General features: G+C 72.6%; 14 protein-coding genes. 5 read left to right on the top strand and 9 right to left on the bottom strand.

The features are described from left to right. Nucleotides 1–6: 6 nt before the first annotated feature. Nucleotides 7–678, bottom strand: coding sequence for a hypothetical protein (locus tag VMF51_RS16290; RefSeq protein WP_325475507.1), 672 nt, complete (start codon nt 676–678; stop codon nt 7–9). A gap of 89 nt (nt 679–767) precedes the next feature. On the opposite strand from VMF51_RS16290, the gene VMF51_RS16285 reads away from it, so the two are divergent. Next, nucleotides 768–1,571, top strand: a complete 804-nt coding sequence (locus VMF51_RS16285) for a sigma-70 family RNA polymerase sigma factor (protein WP_325475506.1) — start codon at nt 768–770, stop codon at nt 1,569–1,571. Between the two features lie 521 nt (nt 1,572–2,092). On the opposite strand, the gene VMF51_RS16280 is transcribed toward VMF51_RS16285, so the two are convergent. Continuing rightward, on the bottom strand, nt 2,093–2,533 hold the full coding sequence (locus tag VMF51_RS16280; RefSeq protein ID WP_325475505.1) for a MarR family winged helix-turn-helix transcriptional regulator: 441 nt from the start codon (nt 2,531–2,533) through the stop codon (nt 2,093–2,095). A 67-nt stretch (nt 2,534–2,600) separates the two neighbouring features. Here VMF51_RS16280 and VMF51_RS16275 point away from each other — a divergent pair, with 67 nt between their 5' ends. Next, nucleotides 2,601–4,721: an MMPL family transporter gene (locus VMF51_RS16275; protein ID WP_325475504.1), complete on the top strand. Its 2,121-nt coding sequence runs from the start codon at nt 2,601–2,603 to the stop codon at nt 4,719–4,721. Nucleotides 4,722–4,740: 19 nt separating this feature from the next. On the opposite strand, the gene VMF51_RS16270 is transcribed toward VMF51_RS16275, so the two are convergent. The 4 genes from VMF51_RS16270 to VMF51_RS16255 are packed head-to-tail and all read right to left on the bottom strand — an operon-like array spanning nt 4,741 to nt 9,447. After that, entirely contained in the window at nt 4,741–6,075 is a 1,335-nt protein-coding gene (locus tag VMF51_RS16270; protein ID WP_325475503.1) for an LLM class flavin-dependent oxidoreductase, read from the bottom strand. 17 nt (nt 6,076–6,092) lie between these two features. After that, nucleotides 6,093–7,304 (bottom strand): hypothetical protein, encoded by a 1,212-nt coding sequence (locus VMF51_RS16265; protein WP_325475502.1) that lies wholly within the window; start codon nt 7,302–7,304, stop codon nt 6,093–6,095. Next, nucleotides 7,301–8,215 (bottom strand): haloalkane dehalogenase, encoded by a 915-nt coding sequence (locus VMF51_RS16260; protein WP_325475501.1) that lies wholly within the window; start codon nt 8,213–8,215, stop codon nt 7,301–7,303. The genes VMF51_RS16265 and VMF51_RS16260 overlap by 4 nt, the downstream gene beginning before the upstream one ends. Nucleotides 8,216–8,241: 26 nt before the next feature. Beyond that, nucleotides 8,242–9,447 (bottom strand): acyl-CoA dehydrogenase family protein, encoded by a 1,206-nt coding sequence (locus tag VMF51_RS16255; RefSeq protein ID WP_325475500.1) that lies wholly within the window; start codon nt 9,445–9,447, stop codon nt 8,242–8,244. Between the two features lie 110 nt (nt 9,448–9,557). On the opposite strand from VMF51_RS16255, the gene VMF51_RS16250 reads away from it, so the two are divergent. From VMF51_RS16250 to VMF51_RS16240, 3 genes are all read left to right on the top strand, one after another. Continuing rightward, nucleotides 9,558–10,076: a MarR family winged helix-turn-helix transcriptional regulator gene (locus tag VMF51_RS16250; RefSeq protein WP_325475499.1), complete on the top strand. Its 519-nt coding sequence runs from the start codon at nt 9,558–9,560 to the stop codon at nt 10,074–10,076. Nucleotides 10,077–10,134: 58 nt separating this feature from the next. After that, nucleotides 10,135–10,791, top strand: a complete 657-nt coding sequence (locus VMF51_RS16245) for a TetR/AcrR family transcriptional regulator (protein ID WP_325475498.1) — start codon at nt 10,135–10,137, stop codon at nt 10,789–10,791. A 145-nt stretch (nt 10,792–10,936) separates the two neighbouring features. After that, nucleotides 10,937–14,314 carry a glycosyl hydrolase gene (locus tag VMF51_RS16240; RefSeq protein WP_325475497.1) on the top strand — a complete coding sequence of 1,126 codons (3,378 nt, stop codon included), beginning with the start codon at nt 10,937–10,939 and terminating at the stop codon, nt 14,312–14,314. Between the two features lie 64 nt (nt 14,315–14,378). Here VMF51_RS16240 and VMF51_RS16235 read toward each other — a convergent pair whose 3' ends face one another. The 3 genes from VMF51_RS16235 to VMF51_RS16225 form a co-directional block, all read right to left on the bottom strand. Then, nucleotides 14,379–18,284, bottom strand: a complete 3,906-nt coding sequence (locus VMF51_RS16235) for a family 78 glycoside hydrolase catalytic domain (protein WP_325475496.1) — start codon at nt 18,282–18,284, stop codon at nt 14,379–14,381. A gap of 115 nt (nt 18,285–18,399) precedes the next feature. Further along, entirely contained in the window at nt 18,400–19,500 is a 1,101-nt protein-coding gene (locus tag VMF51_RS16230) for a hypothetical protein (RefSeq protein ID WP_325475495.1), read from the bottom strand. Nucleotides 19,501–19,765: 265 nt separating this feature from the next. After that, a complete protein-coding gene (locus VMF51_RS16225) occupies nt 19,766–20,311 on the bottom strand; it encodes a hypothetical protein (RefSeq protein ID WP_325475494.1) in 546 nt (181 codons plus the stop codon). Nucleotides 20,312–20,390: the final 79 nt, after the last annotated feature.

The following is a 20,390-nucleotide window of genomic DNA, read 5'->3' as shown; positions in this document are numbered from 1 at the left end:
TGGCGCTCAGCCGGCCCTGCGGAACAGGCGCCTGGCGAGGTCCGCGTCGACCGGACCCGGCTCGACCTGCACGGTGGGGGCGGACGACCGGACGAGCTCGGCGCACCGCGTCCGCAGCAGCGCCGTACGACGGTCGAGGTCGGCGTCGCCGTCGACGGCAGCCACCACCTGCCCGACGGACTGCTCCGCGACGGCCGCACCGGGGAAGGTACGGCGGACCTCCGCCATCACCCGTTCGAGGGCGGATCGGTCAGGCTTCGTGGGCTCCCAGGTGATCGTCAGCAGCCGGGTGCTGGGCACCAGCTCCCGCCACTCGTCACTGTCCGCGCGCATCACGCGCCGCTCGACCTCCGCCAGCGGCTCCGGGGACTCCGGTCCGACGCCGCCGACGGTGTCCAGGAAGGCGTCGGCCCACGCGACCGACGAGTCCTCGATCATCCGGCTCGGCGTCCTCATCCCCAGCACCGAGCAGAGCTGGTCGAGGTCGGCGAGCAGTTCCTCGACGCCTCGCCCCGTGCGGGCGTACTCCCGCGACAGCGCCTGCAGCGCGTCGGGGTCGAGCCGGCCGTCCGGGCCGTCCGGCCACAGCAGCGGGAGCTGGATCCGCAGGTCGGAGCGGGCGGTTCCCGCCGAGCGGGCAGCGTCACGACGGGGCGCCCGTCGTCTCCAGACCGCCATCGCGTCCGCCCTCCGCCGACCGTCGATCACTTGGTTGACGTAGTACCCAGGCCCCCGGTCGCGGCGTCAACGGCAGGTATCGTACTGCCGTGCTGTCCCTGTTCCGCTCACCCGAACGACGTCGGGGACAGCTGGTCGAGACCGCCTCGCCCGACCCCCTGCGTCGGGTGGCGGAACGCGACCAGGCCCTCCTCACCGCCGCGCGCGACGGCGACCCGGACGCGGTCGACGAGCTCTACCGCCTGCACCACGCGGCCGCGCGCAGCGTGGCGCGCGGGGTGTGCCGGATCGACGACGTCGACGACGTCGTATCGGAGGCCTTCACTCGGGTGCTGAGGCAGATCGCCCGGGGCGGCGGGCCGCAGGTCTCGTTCCGTGCCTACCTGTTCACCGCGGTACGCAGCGCCGCCACCGACCTCGCCCGCAAGAACGCCCGCGTGGTGGTGACCGACGACGTCGACAAGGACGCCGCCGCCAGCCGCGCCGAGGACCGCACCCGTCCCGACAGTGCCGTGCAGCAGGAGTCCCGGCTCCTCGCGGACGCCCTCGGCGACCTGCCGTCGCGCTGGCAGCTGGTGCTGTGGTGGACGAGCGTCGAGCAGCGTCCGCTCTCCGAGGTCGGGCGTCTGCTCGGGATCAACGCGAACGCGGTGGCGGCGCTCGCCTTCCGGGCTCGCCAGGGCCTGCGCGACGCGTACGTCCGCGGCCACCTGCCGGCGAACGCCGACCCGTCCTGCGCCGCGTGCCGGGCGGAGTACGTCGCCGTCCTCCTCGCCCGCACCGCCACCCCGCTCCCGGAGCACGTCGTCTCCCACCTCCACTCCTGCGAGCCGTGTCGCGACGTCACGGACGACCTGAGGGACGCCCGGGCGGGCCTCGTCTCCTCCGCCTGACTCCCCGTTTCCACCACCCCTTCGGCAGGGACGCCCTCACCGCCGCGTAGGAAGCCGCATAAGACGTGGTCCCCGGGTGCGTCTCTCCCATGCCTGGCTCCGCGTCCCCGTCGCGGAGAGAGTGCGTGCCCCCGGAGTCAGACCCGGAGGTCGCGCCAGGCATCGGGCAGGGGGCGCACGTCGAGACGCTCCCTGCCCGACCTGACGCCGCCGACCACGCCGACTCGACGCGCAAGTTCTGCCGACTCGACGCGCAACTTCTGCCGACTCGACGATGGGTCAGCACCACGGGCTACTGACCCCATTCCAGCGAGATGGCCGACGCCCAGATCACCCACGCGATGACGAGCAGGAGAACCACGAGAGCCGCGATCAGGACGACCTTCATCAAGGACACCTCCGCATGAGAGCACAGTTCCTCGCGCCGCGGGATGCCCCACCTCCCCTACCCACCCGCCGACTCGGCGCGCAACTTCTGCCGACTCGGCGCGCAAGTTCTGCCGACTCGGCGTGGGGCCGAACTACTGGGGGTCGGTGACCTGCTCGAACGCCTCGATCGCCCGGCGCAGGTAGCGCTCGACGACCGCGGACTCGGCGTCGGAGAAGCCCTCCTCCAGCCCGCGCAGCGCCGTGAACATCGGCGCCAGGTGCTCGCGCAGGGACAGCCGGCCGTGCTCGGTGAGATGGATCGCGGTGCGCCGGCGGTCGTCGGCGTGGGGGTGCCGCTCGACGAAGTCGCGGGCGACCAGTCGGTCCACGATGCCGGTCGCGGCGGCGGTGCTGACCCCCAGGAACCGGGCGAGCTCGGCGGGACCCAGCACGTGGTCGGCGAGGAGCTGGAGCGCGCTGAGCTCGTGCTGGCCGAGCTGGGCGTGGCGCCCGACCTTGCTCCGCACCTGCCAGGCCTTCTCCACCGCAAGACTGAGCAGCTGGGGGTTCCGGCGCTCTGGAGATTGGCTCAATTTTGTCTCACCTGCTTAATATCTAATCTCGTTACGTACCTTACGCCTGTCGACCCCAGGAGCGAACATGCCCGCCGCCGACCAGCCCGACCCGGGACGCCTCCACGCGCTGACCCGCCTCATCGTCTCGCGGCGGACCGCGTGGCTCTTCGCCCTGGTTCCGCTGCTGCTCGGAGGGGTCCTCCTCGGCCTGGTGGGCGAGGTGGAGCGCGAGACCCAGTCCCAGGACAACCTGCCCGACGACTCCCAGACCTCGCTGGCCGCCCAGCTCCTCCAGGACCTCCCGGAGAAGGAGGGGAGTACGGCGATCGTCGCCGTGACCAGCGACGAGGCGCTCGACCAGCAGGAGCTGGACCGGCTGGCCCCCGAGCTGGTGGAGCTCGGCGCGATCGCCCCGAACGGCGCGAGCCCGCTCACCGTGAGCGAGGACGGAACCGCGGCCGTCGCCGTCGTACCAATCCCGGATCGGACCGTCACCGATCCCGACGAGGTCGTCTACGACCTGCGGGACGCCCTGGACGAGCTGACGCCGGCGGGCACGGAGATCCAGGTGACCGGCCCCGCCGCCGTGAGCGCCGACATCTCCAAGGTCTTCGAGGGCGCCGACATGCGGCTGCTCCTGGTGACCATGCTGGTCGTCTCGATCCTGCTCGTGCTCACCTACCGCAGCCCGGTGCTGTGGATCATCCCGCTGCTGGTGGTCGGCATCGCCGACCGGATCGCGGCGGTCGGCTCGACGTACCTGCTCGACTGGGCCGGCCTGGGCTGGGACGGTACGACGCAGGGGATCCTCTCGGTCCTGGTCTTCGGTGCCGGCACGAACTACGCGCTGCTGCTGATCTCGCGCTACCGCGACGAGCTGCGCGCCCACGCCGACCGGCGCGAGGCGATGGCCCGCGCCCTGCCGCGCACGGCCGAGGCGGTCCTCGCCAGCGCGACCACCGTGATCGTCGGCCTGCTCACCCTGCTGCTCTCGCTGACCCCGTCGACCCGCGGGCTCGGCCTCGCCTGCGCCGCGGGCATCGTGGTCGCCGTCGTCTTCGCGCTCGTCGTACTCCCGGCCTGCCTGGTCTCGTTCGACCGGTGGATCTTCTGGCCGATGAAGCCGAAGGTCGGTGAGACCCAGCTGGTCGACGCGCCGTCGATGTGGCGCCGGATCGGCACGATGGTCAGCCGCCGGCCGAAGACGGTCGCCGTCAGCACCGTGGTCGGCCTCGGCATCCTCGCCACCGGCGCGCTCGGCATCAACACCGGCCTGGACAAGACCGACCTCTTCGTCAGCGAGCCCGAGGCGATCTCGGCGGCCGACCGGCTCAGCGACTCGTTCCCGGCCGGCCTGACCAACCCGACGACGATCGTGACCCAGGCCGACCCCGAGCAGGTGGCCGGTGCCGCTGCAGAGGTCGAGCGGGTGGTCTCGGCCCGCCCGCTGAGCACCACCGAGGGGACCAGCCGCATCGAGGTCGTCTTCGACGCGCAGGCCGGCAGCGACGAGAGCGAGGCGGCGACGAAGGCCCTGCGCAGCGCGCTCGCCGACTTCGAGACCACCTACGTGATCGGCAACGAGGCCGAGGCGATCGACCAGGCCGAGGGCGCCCAGCGCGACCAGAAGCTCGTCATGCCGCTGATCCTCGGCCTGGTGAGTATCGCGCTCCTCCTGCTGCTGCGCTCCGTCGTCGCCAGCCTGATCCTCGCCGTCGCCGTGGTCACCACGTACGCCGCCAGCATGGGCGCCTCGTGGCTGATCTTCCAGGGGATCTTCGACTTCCCGGCCGTCGACAACACCGTCGCGCTGTTCGCCTTCCTCTTCCTCGTGGCGCTGGGGGTCGACTACAGCATCTTCCTGGTCACCCGGGCGTGGGAGGAGACGGGCATCGCGGGGCCGCGCCAGGGGATGATCCGGGCGCTCGCGGCGACCGGCGGCGTGATCACCAGCGCCGGCATCCTGCTCGCCGCGGTCTTCGCCGCGCTCGGCGTCCTCCCGCTGGTGGTGCTCGCGCAGCTGGGGACGGTGATCTGCATCGGCGTCCTGCTCGACACCCTGGTGGTCCGCACCCTGCTGGTGCCCGCCATGGCGCAGATCCTCGGCGACCGGTTCTGGTGGCCGCGCCGGATCCCCGAGAACGCTCCGGCTCCCGAGCCGGAGCGCCCGGTGGCCCCGGAGCGCACCACCTCCGGGGCGGTCTGAGCCTCCTCCTGCCGCCCGGTCAGGTCGCGTACTGGCTGACCGGGCGCGGCAGACCGAGGTGGTCGCGCAGGGTCGTGCCGGTGTAGCCCTCGCGGAACAGCCCGCGCTCGCGCAGCAGCGGCACGACCGTCTCGACGAAGGCGTCGAGCCCGGCCGGGAGGGACGGCGGCATCACGTTGAAGCCGTCGGCGGCGCCGTGGGTGACCCAGCGCTCCACGTGGTCGGCGACCTGCTCGGGGGTCCCGGCGAGCACCTTGTGCCCCCGGGCGCCGGCGAGCTTGTGGAGCAGCTCGCGCAGGGTCGGCTTCTCGCGGCGGACGATGTCGGCGTACACCTGGGTGCGGCTCTTCGCGTTGTCGGTCACGTCGCCGGCTCCGGCGAAGGCCTCCTCCGGCACCCGCTCGTCGAGGTCGAGGTGGTCGAGGTCGACGTACGCGAAGTCCTTGAGCTGCATCAGCCCGAAGGCCGGCACGGTGAGCTCGTTGAGCTCGGCCTGCAGGCGCAGCGCCTCCTCCTCCGTCCCGCCGATGACGGGGCTCAGCCCCGGCAGGATCTTCACGTGGTCGGGGTCGCGGCCGAGTGCCGCGGCCCGACCCCGGACGTCGGCGTAGAACGCCTGGGCGTCCTCGATCCGCTGCTGGGCGGTGAAGATCGCCTCGGCGTACCGGGCGGCGAAGGCCCGGCCGTGGTTCGACGAACCCGCCTGGACGAGCACCGGGTAGCCCTGGGGAGGGCGCGGCGTCGTGAGGGCACCCGCCACCTGCACGTGGGAGGTGCGTACGCCGGGGTGGTGGATGCGCGACGGGTCGAGGTAGCGACCCGCGGCGCGGTCCAGCCGGATGGCGTCGTCCTCCCAGCTGTCCCAGAGCTTCAGCACCGCGTCGACGTACTCCTCGGCGCGCTCGTAGCGGGTCGCGGCGTCCGGGTTGCCGTCGAGCCCGAAGTTCCGCGCCGCCGCGGGCGAGTCGGTCGTGACGATGTTCCACGCCGCCCGCCCGCGGGACAGGTGGTCGAGGCTCGCCAGCGAGCGGGCCAGCTGCCACGGGTGGGAGTACGTCGTCGACGCCGTGCCGATCAGCCCGATCCGCTCGGTGGCCGCCGCGATCGTCGCCAGGGTCAGCAGCGGGTCGAGCCGACCGGCCGAGTTGTACTCGATGTTGTCGTCGAGCTTCGGGATGTCGGCCAGGAACACGGCGTCGAACGCCGCGGCCTCGGCCGTCCGGGCCAGGTCGGTGTAGAAGTCCGGGTCGAACATCCGCTCCGGCGTCGACGACGGGTGCCGCCAGGCCGCCTCGTGGTGACCCGAGGCCAGGATGAACAGGTTGAGGTGGACCTGCCGGGGTGCGTCGCTCACGCGGAGCCGACCGCCTTTCAGAAGTAGGTGTTGTCGGGCAGCGTCTCGCCGTTGACGAGCAGGTCGCCGACGGCGCGGTTCTTGAAGCGCACCGGGTTGTGGGAGACGACGGTGCGGATGTTGCGCCAGTGCCGGTCGAGGTTGGCCGACCGCTTGACCGCGGACGCCCCGCCGACCTCGAAGAGCAGCGTGGCGGCCCGCAGGCCGAGGTCGTGGACCACCACCTGGGCCTGCGAGGAGCGCAGGGCCGCCTCGTGCACCAGCGCGTCGTCGGTGCGGCCGTCGACGACGCCCGCCGGGATCCGGGCCAGGACGTCGGCCGTCTCGCCGACGACGGCGACGGCCGCCGAGGCCAGCGCGGAGATCTCCCCGACGACCTCCTGCAGCACCGGGTCGTCCTGGGGCAGGTCGGCCGAGCCGTGGGTGAAGCTGCGCCCGCGACCGCGGATCAGGGTCACCGCGTCGTCGAGCACGGACTGCACGTTCCCGGCCACGACCGCGTTGAGGTAGTGCTGGTAGAAGGGGCCGAGGTGCCAGCGCGGGATCGAGGAGAGGTCCTCCGGCGGCAGCGTCACGTCCTCGGCCGCGACCCGCGCCCCGTCGAAGCGGGTCGTCCCCGTCGCCGTGAGCGACTGGCCGAAGCCGTCCCAGTCGTCCTCGACGGTGATGCCGTCCGTGCCGAGCGTCAGCAGCGCGGTCACGGGCAGGCCGGCGTCCGTCACGCCGGTCACGAACGTGTGGTCGGCGTACAGCGTGCCGGTCGAGTAGTACTTGGTGCCGTTGACGACGAAGCCGTCGCCCTCGGGCGTGAACGTCGTCGACTTGCTGAAGTCGCCGGCGTGCTTGGCGCCGAGCTCGTTGTTGCCGTTGCCGAACAGCTCCCCCGCGACGACCCGGCCGAGCCAGCGGTCACGGCGCGGCGAGGCCGGCCACAGCAGGATGTCCTCGACGGTGCCGAAGTGGGCGCGCAGCAGGTGGCCGACGTTGGAGTCGGCGCGGCTGAGCCGGACCACCAGGTCGAAGAGGTCGCGTACGCCGGCGCCTCCCCCGCCCTCCGCGACGGGCACCCGGAAGGCGCCGAGCCGGGCCTGCTTGACCCAGTCGATCTGCTCGAAGGGCGCCGTACCCGTCGCCTCGCGCTCGGCGGACCCCTCGGCGATGCGGGCGAGCAGGGCGTCGAGCTCGGCGGACCCCGGACGTACGGCGGCGCTCGTGGCGGTCGCGGTCATCGGGCGACCGCCTCGGCCCGGGCGAGGAGGGCGACGACGGCGTCGGCGAGACCCTGCGGCTGCTCCTCCTGCACGAAGTGCACGCCGGCGCCGCCGGGGTGGACCTCGATGCTCGCGACGTTCTCGCGGACCCACGCCTCGATCGCGGGCGTCATCAGGAAGCCCGGCTCGTAGGTGAGCAGGGTCTTGGGCACGTCGACCGACGAGCGCAGCCAGTCCTCGTTGCGGGCGAGGAACGCGACGCTGGACGCCGGGACGCCGTCGATCGGCAGGTTGCGCGGGAAGCGGATGAGGTGGGCGCGGGACTCCGCCGTCGGGAACGGCGCCTGGTAGACCGCGAGGTCCTCCTCGGCCAGCGGCTGAAGGAACGCGCCCGGGAAGACCTGGGTCATGAAGCCGTTGTCCTCGACGACGAACCGCTCGCCGTCGCCCGGCGTACGGATGAGCTGCTGGGCGCCGACGAACGCCTCGGGCAGCGCCGACGACTCGATGTCGCGGATGACCGGCTCGGCCAGCAGCACGGCGCGCACGCGGTCGGGGTGCCGGGCGGCCCACGAGACGCCGAAGGCGGCGCCGTAGTCCTGCAGCACGAGCGTCACGTCGCGCAGGTCGAGCGCGTCGAACCAGGCGTCGAGGTAGCGCTCGTGGTCGGCGAGCTCGTAGTCGACCGCGGGGCGGCCGGAGTCGCCGAAGCCGATCAGGTCGACGGCCAGCAGCCGGCCGCGCCCCTCCAGCGCCCGGAACACGTGGCGGTAGAGGAAGGAGCTGGTCGGGCTCCCGTGCAGGAAGACGATCGGCGCGCCCTCGCCCTGCTCGACGTGATGCAGGTGCGAGTCGAGGACGGGTACGTCGACGCTGCGGGCGCCGGGGCCGAACGCGGCGACGGGGATGGTGCGGGTGGTCTCGGTCACGGGGTGTCTCCTGGGATGCCGGTGGGTCAGAAGTAGGTGTTGTCGGGGAGCTCGGTGCCGTTGACGACGTGGTCGCCGATGACGCGCGCCTTGAGGCGGGTCGAGTTGTGCGAGGCGAGGGTGCGGATGTTGCGCCAGTGCCGGTCGAGGTTGGCGCCGGTGCGCGTGGCGGACGCGCCGCCCACCTCGAAGAGCGCCGTGGCGGCCTCCAGGGCCAGCCGGTCGACGGAGATCTTGGCCTCGGCGACCCGGCGGCCGGCCTCCTGGGCGGCGGCCCCGTCGAGCTCGCCGGCGTGCAGCCGGGCGTCGACGTCGTCGAGCAGGCTCGCCGCGTCCAGCACGATCGCCCGCGCGGCGTAGGTTTTGGCGGCGATGTCACCCACCTGCTGCAGCAGCACGGGGTCGTGGCGCGGCAGGTCGGCGGCGCCGTGGGTGATCCCCCGCGTCCGCCCGCGCAGCAGCGCCCGGGCGTCGTCGCTCGCGGCCTCCAGGTTGCCGACCACGACCGCGGTCAGGAAGAGCTGGAGGAAGGCGCCGATCGCCAGGCGCGGCGGCGCCTCGGTGCCGGCGACGACCACCTCGGCCGCGGTGGCCGGCGTCCGGTCGAAGTGGGTCGTGCCGCTGCCGCTGGCGCGTTGGCCGAAGCCGTCCCAGTCGTCGACGACCGTGATGCCCGGACGGTCGAGCGGGATCAGCGCGCTCGCGGGGACGCCGGCGTCGGTCACGCCCCACACCCACACGTGGTCGGCGTAGAGCGTGCCGGTCGAGTAGAATTTGGTGCCGCTGATCGTCCAGCCGTCACCGTCCGGGGTGAAGGTGGTGGCCAGCCCCGCGAAGTCGCCGGCGGCCGCGCCGCTCGGCTCGGTGATCGCGTTGCCGATGACGGCCCCGCCGGCGATGAGGTCGAACGCACCGGCGCGGGCCGGCCCCTCGGGCGCGAACCGCAGCCCCTCGACGTACGCGAGGTGGGCGCGCAGCGCCTGGGCCACGCTGGACTCGGCCCGCGCGACCTCGACCAGCGCCTCGAAGACCTCGCGCAGGCTCGCGCCGGCACCCCCGTGCTCCCGCGGCACCCGCAGCGTCAGGAACCCGGTCCCCCGCAGGCGGTCCAGGACGTCCCGCGGCCGCTCGCCGGCGAGCTCGCGCTCGGCCGATCCGCTCCGCACCTCGGCCAGCACCCCGGCCAACCTCTCGGCCAGCCCGCGTGGCTCCGCCACCATCTGCTCCGTCACGTCTCGTCCCTCCAGCGCCGTCATTTGCACGATGCAAGTGACATTACCTAGTGAACGGGTCGACTTACTAATCTTTCTTGCATCGCGAGACCTTCGGGCACGATGACCCCATGAGCAGCGCGCCGGAACCGTCCGTGGATGCCGACCTCCTCCGCATCCAGGAGTCCATCGCCTGGCTGATCCGGCTCGGCGAGTTCCACCGCTTCCACCGCGGCGAGGCCGGGGGCGAGCCGGTCCTCGACCGCACGACGTTCCTCCTGCTGTCCCGACTCGCCCACGGCGAGGCGATGACCATGGGCGAGATCGCCGAGCAGCTCGACCTCACCCCGTCGACCGCAACCCGGCGCGTCGCACCCCTCGCCGACGCCGGGCTCGTCCTGCGCGACCGGCACCCCGACAGCCACCGCACCGTGGTCGTCAGCATCACCGACGCCGGACGCCGTCGCGTCGACGCGGTACGCCGGGCGCGCGTCGAGACCCTGCGCGAGACCTTCCGCGACTGGCCCCCCGAGGAGCTGCTCACACTGGCCGCCGCGATGGATCGGCTCATCGACACGCTCTCGACGGAGCTGACCCACGACGACGGCTTCGCCGACCGGCACCTGCCGCGCACCCGGCGCCGCACCTGAGCCGACGGCGCCGGCGGCCGCGGAGCCGCGGCGACCGCCGTCCCCCTAACCTGGCCCGGTGAGCAGACGGGTCCGCGCGCCATCGCCGCGGTGGGAGACGCTGCGCGACCAGCAGGAGGCGGCCGTCGCCCGGGCGATCATCGCCATCGTCGCCGAGGATCCGTCGCGGTTGACCGTGGCCGAGATCGCCCAGCGGGCGGAGATCAGCCGACAGACGTTCTACAAGCAGTTCGTCACCCTCGAGGCCGCCGTCGCAGCCACCCAGGGGCGGGTGATCGCCGTCCTCGGCAGCCGGATCGCCGACGTGGCCACCACGCGCCCGGCGGCCAACGGTCTCGAGCGACTGCTCCAGATCCAGGAGGCCGCCTTCGAGGTCTTCACGGCGGACCCCGCGATGCTGCGGTTCACGAGCTTCTACGACTTCAGCTTCCGCGTGCACCGGATGAGCGAGGCGGACCGCGAGCAGCACCCCCTGGCCCCGTCCCCCGAGGGCGACGCGGGCCTGTACGAGCTCATCCGGGCCGGGCAGCGCGACGGCTCCATCGACCCCGACCTCCCGGTCGAGGCGACCTGGCGGGCTCTGTCCACCTCCATTCTCGGCGTCATCCAGCGACTCCAGATCCAGGACGACTGGACCGACGGGCGCGACGAGGCCGCCCGGGAGACCTTCGCCACCATGCTCGCCGTCTGGCGCCGGACGCTCTCCAGCAGCTGATCCCGCCCGACACCCCACCCGGAGGGCAGCGCCGTCGCGCTATCCGTTGACGCAGTGTCAGCACTTAAGTGAGGATGACGCCCGTCACATCCTTTGAAACGTTCCACGTCCGGCGTGGGGCGTGCTGCGAGAACGGACGGCACGAATGAGCACAGTTCCTCGGCCCGATCGGAGGCTCTGGGGACGGCGTACCCGCCTGCAGGGCGCGGTCGCGGTCCTCACGATGTCCCTGGTCGGCGTGACAGCGGGAGGTCTGGGCTCCGGCACCGCCGCCTCGGCCGTCGCACCCCTCGCGTCGACCGCCCTGGCCGGAGTCTCGGATCCGCTCGGCGACGCCGCCGCGTTCGCCGAGCCGTCGCAGGAGTTCCGCCCGATGATGCGCTGGTGGTGGGCCGCGCCCCTCACGGCCGAGCAGACGGTCGCCGACCTGGAGCACATGAAGGGCGCCGGGTTCGGCGGCGCCGAGATCGCGTACGACGCCGGCAGCTGGGCCACCCCCGCGCAGCGCGACGCGCTCGCGGCGGCGGTCGAGTGGGCGCGGGAGAACGACTTCCAGCTCGACATGACCCTCGGTGCGGCCTGGCCGGTCTCCACACCGGCGACCGACGAGGCGAGCGGCCTGGCCGAGCTCGAGCTCCAGTACGGCCGCGCCGACGTCACCGGTGGCGACACGTTCAGCGGCCCGGTCCCGGCCGCCTTCGACGGCGTCACCGACCGGAGCGCCACGCTGGTCGCGGTCACCGCCGCGCGGGTCACCTCCCGTGGCCCGGTCGTCACGACCGCCAACGAGCCCCCGGCTCGCTCGACCGTGCTCGACCCGACCTCCCTGGTCGACCTGACCGACGACGTCGAGGACGGGAGCCTCGAGTGGACCGCGCCCGACGGCGACTGGATCGTCTTCGCCTTCTGGTCGCGTGCCTCGAGCGGCGGCAAGACCGGGGTCGCGAACCTCTTCGACGCCGAGAGCGCCCGCGCGGCGACCGGCTACGTCGGGGACCACCAGCTCGGCGACGCCAACAAGGCGGCGCTCCCGGGCGTCGGCGGGGCGTACTTCGAGGACTCGCTGGAGAACCACACCGCGTCGCAGTACTGGACCCGGGACATGCTCGACCAGTTCGAGGAGCGGCGCGGCTACGCCCTGACGACGTACCTCCCCCTGGTCTTCATGCAGGGCATGAGCCAGTACGCCTTCGACTTCAAGCACACCGGTCAGCCCACGACCCTCCCGCCGGCCGACTTCACCCTGCCCGGCGGCGACGGCCAGCGCGTCCTCAACGACTACTGGCGCACCCTCGATGACCTGTATGCCGACGAGCACCTGCAGCCGTTCATCGACTTCGCCGACGAGACCGATATGCGGTTCCGCACCCAGGCGGCCTTCGGCGAGACCCTCAACACCTCCCGCGCCGCACGCGAGCTCGCCCGGGCCGGCGGTCTGATGGACGACGAGTCGCTCAACGCCGGCACCTGGGACCCCGCGCAGGTGCTGAGCGCCAACGAGGGCGCGTGGCGGTTCATGGCCGACCACTACCGCTCCGCGGTCGGCGGCTCCCACCAGGGCGGGCAGACGCAGGTCAGCAGCGAGCTCGGCGCGGCCATCCCGGCCTTCATGCCGACCATGCGCTCGTACCGCCAGCTCATGGACACCTCGTGGGCGATGGGCATCAGCCGCCCGATCGTGCACGGCTACGCCTACCAGACCCCCGACGCCGCGTGGCCCGGCACCTCGCGCTTCGGCGACATCGTCGCCGAGTCGTGGAACGCCGACACCTTCCCCCAGTGGGAGGACTGGGAGCCGCTGGCCGACTACTGGGCGCGCGGCACCTACGTGCTGCAGTCCGGCACCCCGCGCAGCGACGTCGCCGTGCTGTACGACGGCTTCCTGACCTCCGCCGCCACCCCGAGCCTCGGCGCGGGTACGCCGGTGCCCGGGCTGTTCGACGGGCTCTCCGTCGAGACCCGCGGCTACCAGCTGCAGTACGTCGACTCCGCCGGCCTCGCCGAGCCGGAGGCCGGCAGGAACGGCGTCCTCTACCCCGACGGACCTGCCTACCGCGCGCTCGTCATCGACCAGCGGTCGATCGACCCCGCGGCCGCCGAGGCCGTCGCCGCCCAGGCCGAGGCCGGCCTGGCGGTGGTGATCGTCGGCGACGCGCCCAGCCGGGCCGCGACGTACGGCGCCGACCCGGAGGCCGCGAACGCACGCGTCACGGCCGCGGTGCGCCGGATCCTGGCCGCACCGTCCGTGCGTCAGGTCGCCTCCGACGCGGGGGTCGGCGCCGCGCTGGACCGGCTCGGCGTCCGGCCAAGCACGTCCTGGTCGACCGGCGACCAGCTCTACAGCCAGCGTCGAGAGACCACCTCGTCCGACCTGTACTACGTCTACAACCCGACGACGAGGCCGGTGTCCACCGACATCGCGTTCGAGGCGACCGGCAGCCCCCGTGAGCTCGACCTGTGGACCGGCTCCAGCACCGCGCTCGCGCAGTACCGGAAGGCGGGCGACCGGATCGTCGTGCCGGTGACCCTGGCCCCCGGCGAGAACACCGTGCTCGGGTTCCCCAAGAACACGGTCGACGACCGGTTGCACGTGACGTCCGCGGGGGGAGCCGACGTCGACTTCGCCGGCGGCGCCTTCACGGTCACCGGCACCACCGCCGGCACGCGGACCGTCACCTACAGCGACGGCCGCACCTCCCGGCTCACCACGCCCGCTCTGCCCGCACCGATCCGCGCCTCGACCTGGGACGTGAGCGTCGAGGCCACCGGCCCGGAGCCCGACCAGCCCACGCACGAGCTCACCGACGTCGAGCTGGCCGACTGGCGCTCGATCGGCCAGCTGAAGGACGTCGCCGGCGTGGCGACGTACACCTCGAGGGTCGAGCTGCCGGCGGCGTGGACGGCGCCGGACCGCGGCGTCCGCCTCGACCTCGGCAAGGTCGAGGGCGGGTCGGTCAAGGTCTACGTCAACGGTCGGCTCGCGACCCCCGAGGTGACGGCGATCTCCCAGGTCGACATCACCCGGCTGCTGACCCCGGGGAGCAACGAGCTGCGCGTGGAGTTCCGATCGACGCTGCGCAACAAGGCGACCGCCCTGGGGATCGGGACCATGCTCGGCGCGACGACGCAGGCCACCGGGCTGCTCGGGCCGGTCCGGCTGATCCCGGACTCCCGCCAGCGGGTCGCCCCGGCCAACGCGCCCGCGCCCGCGAAGAAGGCCACGCGGGTCAAGAAGCTCGCCCAGAGCCCGGCCCGCCCGACCGCCGGGAAGCGGTTCGTCCTGCGCCTGTGGGTCAGCTCGCCCGCCGGTGGCCAGCCGACCGGCAGGGTCCGCGTGCTCCACCGTGGCAAGCAGGTCGGGACCGCCCGCGTCACCCACGGCACGGCCCGGGTCCGCGTCAAGCTGCCCCAGCGGACGAGGCCCGGCAAGGCGCGGCTCGTGCTCCGCTACGGCGGGGACGCCCGCTACGAGCCGAGCAGCACGGCGATCAGGGTCACCGTCACGAAGCCGCGACGCCGCTGACCTGACGACGAAGGCCCCCGTCCTGCAGCTGCAGGACGGGGGCCTTCTGTTGATATCGGTGCCGTCAGCGGCGCACCCGGTACGTCGTCCGGGCGGTGCCGCGGGCGACGGAGTCGGAGCCGAGGTAGACGACCTTGACGACGCTCCGGCCGTTGCCCCGTGCCCGGACGGCGAGGGTGGCCCGGCCGTCGTCGAGGCGGACCCGGCGGTTCACCCCGGCGTTGCGGATCCGGACCCAGCCGTCGGCCTTCACGCCGGTGGCGCTGACCCGGACGGCGATCCGGGCCAGGCGGCCCTTCCGGACCACGCCGGGCGTGCGCACCCGGACCCGGCTGGCGGCCTTCGCGACCCGGCCCGCCGACGCGGAGGTCGCGGTGGAGCTGACTCCACCGGCCGTGGCGGTGACCACCGCCTGCAGGCGGGACCGGACGTCGGCGGCTGTCGGCCGGTAGGTCCAGGCCGTGGCGCCAGGGATCGCCCGACCGTCACGCAGCCACTGGACACGGGTGGTCACGGCGGCCGGGCGCCACGTACCGGCACTGGCCCGGAGCCGTCCGCCCACGACCGGTCGTCCCGTGATCTGCGGCTCGACGACCGACACCGGCGCCTCGGGCGCGGGCACGTCCTTCACCTGGGTGAAGGTCCACTCCCCGGAGCCGATCCGGTACGTCGTCACGCCGTCCTCGGTGCCGACCAGCTCGGCCGTGGCGCCGCTCGGCGCCCGGACCTCGTACGTCGACCCGTCCGGCGCCTCGGGTACCTCGACGGTCCCGGAGACGTTGACCGGGAGGCCGGCCTTCAGGCTGACACCGCCCTCGGTACGGCTCCAGGTCGAGGTGACCCGGCCCCGCTGGGTCAGCTGCGACCCCGACGCCTCGGTGAGGCCGGTGTCGGGCAGGGAGAACCGAACCGTGCCGGCCCCCGCCTCGGTGACCTCGAGGCCGAGCACGGACTCGTGGATGTCGACGAGGCCTTCCGAGCCCCAGCCGTGCGAGGCGCTGTTCGCCGACCCGCTGAGCTCCCACGACTCCGGCGTGAAGGTGCCGCCGCCGGCCAGCCAGCCGGCCCAGCCGAAGTCGTCCTCGTTGGTGAGGAGGCGCAGCAGGCCCTCCCCGTTGCCGGACCCGGCCAGCGCGCGCAGCAGCACGTGCGCGGTCATCGGCCCCTGCTTCATGCCCATCGAGGCCAGGTACTCGCCGAGCGCCGGCAGGTCCGCGGCCGGCGCGATGCCGAAGGTGACGGCGTACGACGTCGAGTGCTGTCCGGCGTGGGGCGACTGCGTGCCGTCGGCGAGGATGCCGTCGACGTACACGCCGTCCTCGCGCCGGAGCTTCGCGTTGATCGCGTCCGCCAGCTTGTCGGCGTCCTCGGTGAAGGAGGCCACCTCGTCGGCGGGCTTGCCGAGCTCCTCGGCGATCCGACCGACCGTGCGCAGCACGTCGACGCCGAGCGCGTTGACGGTGGTGCGCGCCGTGGCGCTCATGTCGTAGCCGAAGCGGCCGTGCGCCGGCCAGTCGACGATGCCGTAGAGGTACTGGCCCGAACCACCGGTGAGCTGCGTGACGAGGCCCTCGGTCGCGCCGGTCGTGGCGATGTGGCGGCGGACGTACCCGGCGGTGGCGACCAGCTCGTCGTACGTGTCCTCCAGGACGGCCCGATCGCCGGTGTCCTCGTAGTAGTTCCAGATCCAGCTGGGCACGACCTGGGTGAAGTCGGGGATGTCCCGCTTCCCATCACCGTTGGGGTAGACCGCGTTGTAGCGCCCGGCGTCGTTGCCGGTGGTCCAGTACCTCGCCTGGCTGAGCATGAACTCCCGGATGGCCTGGCGCGAGGCGACCCGCTCGCCGTGCGAGGTCATCAGCCCGTGCGAGATGTTGACGGTGTCGTGGAGGAACTGACCCTGCTCGCGCGTCGGGGTGTCGACGAAGGTCTCCTGGACCGAGTAGAGCAGCGAGCGCTGCATCAGGTCGTAGACCGCGTCGAGGGTCTCGTCGGAGCTGCTGAACGTCGAGGCGCCGTCCTCGGGCACCTCGGTGTGGACCACGGTCGCGGACACGTCCTCGGTGGTGATCTCCTCCCCTGCCCCGGGGATCTCGAGGTAGCGGAAGCCGAGGTGTCCGAACGCCTCGAAGTCCTGCGCGCCGTCGGCCTGCGTGTACGGCCAGGTCATGTTCGTGCCCTGGGTGTCGATCCCGGCCGTCGAGACCCGGCCGTTCTCGGCCAGGCCGTAGCTGGCCCGGATCGGGATCTCGCGTCCCGCGACGCCGTTCTCGAAGTGGATGGCGGGGCGGGCGGGGAGGACGACCCCGAAGTCGGCCACGGGGGTGCCGTCCTCGGCGGTGAGGATCCGCTCGGGCCGGACGACGGTCTCGGTGAGCCGGGTCTGCTGGCCGGCGAGCGTGGTGAACGGCGCCGTCGGGTGCTCGCCGATCACGACGGCGTCGGCCCAGCCGCTGTCGTCGTACCCCTGCGCCTTCCAGTCGCCGATCGCGGCGGCCTGGTCGCCGCGCGGGGCCTCGATGTAGAGGCCCTCGCCGTTGCGGGTCCCCTTCAGGTCGTACGGCCCGCGACGGACCTTCCAGGAGCCGTCGGTGGTGACCACGAACTCCTGCCCGTCGGCGTACTCGACGATGAGGCGCATCAGCAGGCCGGGCTCGGCCGCCGCGCGACCCTGGCCGGAGCTGAACCAGTGCAGCATCGCGCCGAGCGAGAGCTCCTCGCCCGCGGTGACCAGGTCGGTCACGTCGGCGGCCTGGTAGTACCCCTCGCCGGGGTAGCCGTAGTTCGTCATCCGGTCGGCGCGCTCACCGTCGAGGTAGAGCTCGGCGATGTGGCTGGCGGAGAGATAGGTGCGCGCCCGGACGATCTCGCCGGCGGGGACGTCGACCTCACGGCGGGCCAGCGTGTACTCGTCGACCTCGCGGGTGGGCGTGGGCTCCGCCCAGCCGGTGAGGTCGCCGTCGAAGGCCTCGCTGAACAGCACCTGCTCGCCGTCGAGGGAGGTGACCTCCACGTTGTCGAACTCCGCGACCTCGGCGCCCCGCGACCCGGTGGCCTGGCGGAACCCGATCGTCCCGGCGGTGGACCCGGCGGCCGCGGGGTCGGTCCAGGTGTCGACCTGGGTGCCGTTGATGCTGGTGGTGAAGATCTGGCCCTCGACCCTGATGCTGAGCCGGTACGTCGTACCGGGGGTCACGTCGAGCGGGACGTTGCGCCGGGCGTCGGTCGGAAAGGCGCCGTTGACCATCCGGTGGGTCTTCAGCATGTTGTCGGCGTCGTGGAGCTGCCACATGTAGCCGTTGCGGTCGTTCGGGGCGCGGAAGACGACGGCCGCGGCGTTGGAGACGACCGTGACGTCGGTGGAGAACACGTAGTCGGTCCAGTCGGTGCCGGTGGCCGCGACGGTGATCGGCTGGCTCGCGTTGCCGGTCACCCGGCCCTTGCCGTCGACGATCTGGAGCGGCCCGGTCGCGTTGTCGGGGTTGCCCGGGGGCCGGCGGATCCACTCCGCGTCACCCCAGTCCTCGTCACCGAGGCCGGTCTCGAAAGTGGCCTCCGCCCACGGCGACGCCTGGTCCGTGCGGTCCCAGGTGCGGACCCGCCAGTCGTACGCCTCGCCCGGCTCGAGCGCCGAGCCGGCGTAGTCGACGTACGCCTGCTGGGCCGAGGCGACCTTGTCGCTGTCCCACACGACCTCGCCGTTGGAGTCGCGCACCTCGACCTCGTAGGCGGTCTGGACCTCGTTGCCGTCGGCGTCGGTCGGCAGCCAGCCGAACCGCGGGGTCAGGTCCGCGTTGAGCGGCCGTGCGACGTCGTCGACGACCAGTCCCGTCGGCTCACCGGGCGCCGTGCCGGGGGCCGCGACGGCGGAGCCGGGCGGGAGCGCCACCAGCGCCCCGGCCGACAGGCTCACCACCAGGGCGCCGAGGCCCGCCACCTTCGTCGGGCGCCGCGTCCGCTGCGCGTTCATGACATCTTCCATCCGAGTATGAAACGATTCATGCGCGCTATCGTGACGGTCGCCACATGCCGGGGTCAACGTCGTGTTTCGCATGCTGGCCCGGCGGCTCTCTGGGAGACGCCGGCTAGGCGTCTCCTCGGGCACGGCGGAAGGTCCGGCTTCCCCGTGCCGAGCGCTCCCGGTGCCGTCGCGCACCGAAGAGCCACGCCCCGGCGACGGTGCCGATGGCGAACTGCGCCACCAGCGCGAGCAGGAGACCGAGCAGCAGCAGGGCCTGGTCGCGCTGCTCCTCGGCGTCGGCGCTCCCGAAGACGAGACTCGACTCCCAGACGAATGCGGTCGCCGGCCCCTCGGGAATCGGCACCCCACCGCCGTGTGCGCTCGTGTCATGGAACTCGGCCGTATGAGGGAACAGGTGCATCTGTTCCCTTCCTCTCAAGTAGTAGAAGGCGTCGTTCGTCGCCACCCGGGTCGAGTTGACGACGTTGGCCCGCACGTTGCCGTCGGGGCTCGATCCCGAGGGGTACGCGAGGATCAGCCTCGGGGTCGTGAGCAGGTACGTCGCACTCCGCTTGGACCACAGGTACTCGTCGGCCACCTCGCAGTGCAGTCGCGCACCGGCCGAGCCATCGGGGTGCACCGCGACGGGCACGTCGATCTTCCGCAGGGGTCCGTGTGCGTCGCGCCATGCGGGGACCACGTCGTCGAAGGAACGAGTCGGTTCGCCGTTGTAGAGCACGTAGCTGGTGAAGGTGGACCCGACGATCGATGCAGCGAGATCTCCGACAGCGTCGCCCGGCACGGTCGACTCGAACTCTCCGAACGGCTCGCCGTCCTTCAGGCGGATGGTGTCGTACCGGCAGTCACTCAAGGCGTCCGCCATGGCGTCGGAGAACGTGAGCGTGACCGTCTGCGAGTGCTGTGGCTTCTGCTGGAGCCGGTCGTCGACATCCCGAGCGGGCACCTCGCCGACGTGCACCTCCATCGTCGACGGCGTCGCGGATCTCGGGTCGGTGACGGTGAAGGTGAACTGGGCACGGAGGTCGTCAGGCAGGTCGGGGAACTGGGCGACGACTGCGTCCACCGCCTCGACCATCGGCGCCCGCTGGGGCTGCTGGAAGTTCTCCCGCCAGATCTCGATGGCGACCCAGGCCGAGCCCACGCAGAGCAGCAGCTGCACGAGCGCCGGGATCATCAGCCAGGCGCCCCACCAGCTCAGGTCCACTCGATCGGCACCAGGCCTCCGGCGGTTGCGGGACCCCGGGCTCGGGGTCGCCTCCCGACGAACGCGACGGGGCGGGCGTCGCATGACTCCCGAGCGGGACGTCGGTAGCTTCACACGCGCACCTCACGATCCTCGCGTCGCATCGATGGGCGAGGAAGCGACCACCCCGCGGCCTGACGGCAGCATGCTCACAGAGGATCGTCGCGGGCGTGGCCGGAACGTCTTCTCCGGGACCTGCCCCGATGGGACGTCTAGCCCGCCCGGTTCAGGCGCCGCTGGCGCGGGTGATGCGCACCGTGTCGAACAGCAGGACGCGACCGGTCGGCTGGCACCGGCGTCCCCCGGCGAGCTCCTCCTGGCGTGCGGAGACATTCAGCACGGTCTGCCCCTGCGAGCCTTCGCGAGTACGGACCGTGAACAGATAGGTCCATCCGCCCTTCTTGTCGACCTGGTTCACGACCGTCGTCGAGAGGTTCCCCGTGATGCTGAGCACCGAGGCCTCGCGCCCGTCGTCGGGCGTGAACAGCTCGACGTCGTAGGCGCCGGAAGGGATACCGGTGAAGAACCACGAGATCTCCAACGGCTGGCAGTCGCCGCTCAGCTCGTCGACCCAGGCATAGGTGCCGTGGAGCCCGCCGTCCTCCGTGCGCAGGTGACCAGCGGCCTGGGTATCCGGCGGCGGGACGTTCCAGAATCGGAGCTGCGGAGTGCTGACGTTCGAGTCGTCGGTGCTGCCCTGCGGCGAGGTCGGGCCCGCGGTGAAGACGGCTTTCTCGCTCGACGAAGGCGTCGCGACGGGGGACTCCGCCACCTGGTTCTCCTGCTCCGCGGTGGACGGCGACCGAGGCGACGGGGTGGCCACCACAGCCGGAGTGCTCTCCTGCGGTCCG

This window comes from Nocardioides sp. (assembly GCF_035503875.1).
Taxonomy (GTDB): Bacteria; Actinomycetota; Actinomycetes; order Propionibacteriales; family Nocardioidaceae; genus Nocardioides.
Note: the sequence above shows the minus strand (reverse complement) of the source record. Positions and strands in the feature narration are given on the sequence as shown.

Excerpts from the sequence above, each read along its gene's own strand:
- VMF51_RS16240 (WP_325475497.1), top strand. The coding sequence starts at position 10,937 with ATGAGCACAGTTCCTCGGCCCGATCGGAGGCTCTGGGGACGGCGTACC.
- VMF51_RS16275 (WP_325475504.1), top strand. The coding sequence starts at position 2,601 with ATGCCCGCCGCCGACCAGCCCGACCCGGGACGCCTCCACGCGCTGACC.
- VMF51_RS16250 (WP_325475499.1), top strand. The coding sequence starts at position 9,558 with ATGAGCAGCGCGCCGGAACCGTCCGTGGATGCCGACCTCCTCCGCATC.
- VMF51_RS16265 (WP_325475502.1), bottom strand. The coding sequence starts at position 7,304 with ATGACCGCGACCGCCACGAGCGCCGCCGTACGTCCGGGGTCCGCCGAG.
- VMF51_RS16235 (WP_325475496.1), bottom strand. The coding sequence starts at position 18,284 with ATGAACGCGCAGCGGACGCGGCGCCCGACGAAGGTGGCGGGCCTCGGC.
- VMF51_RS16290 (WP_325475507.1), bottom strand. The coding sequence starts at position 678 with ATGGCGGTCTGGAGACGACGGGCGCCCCGTCGTGACGCTGCCCGCTCG.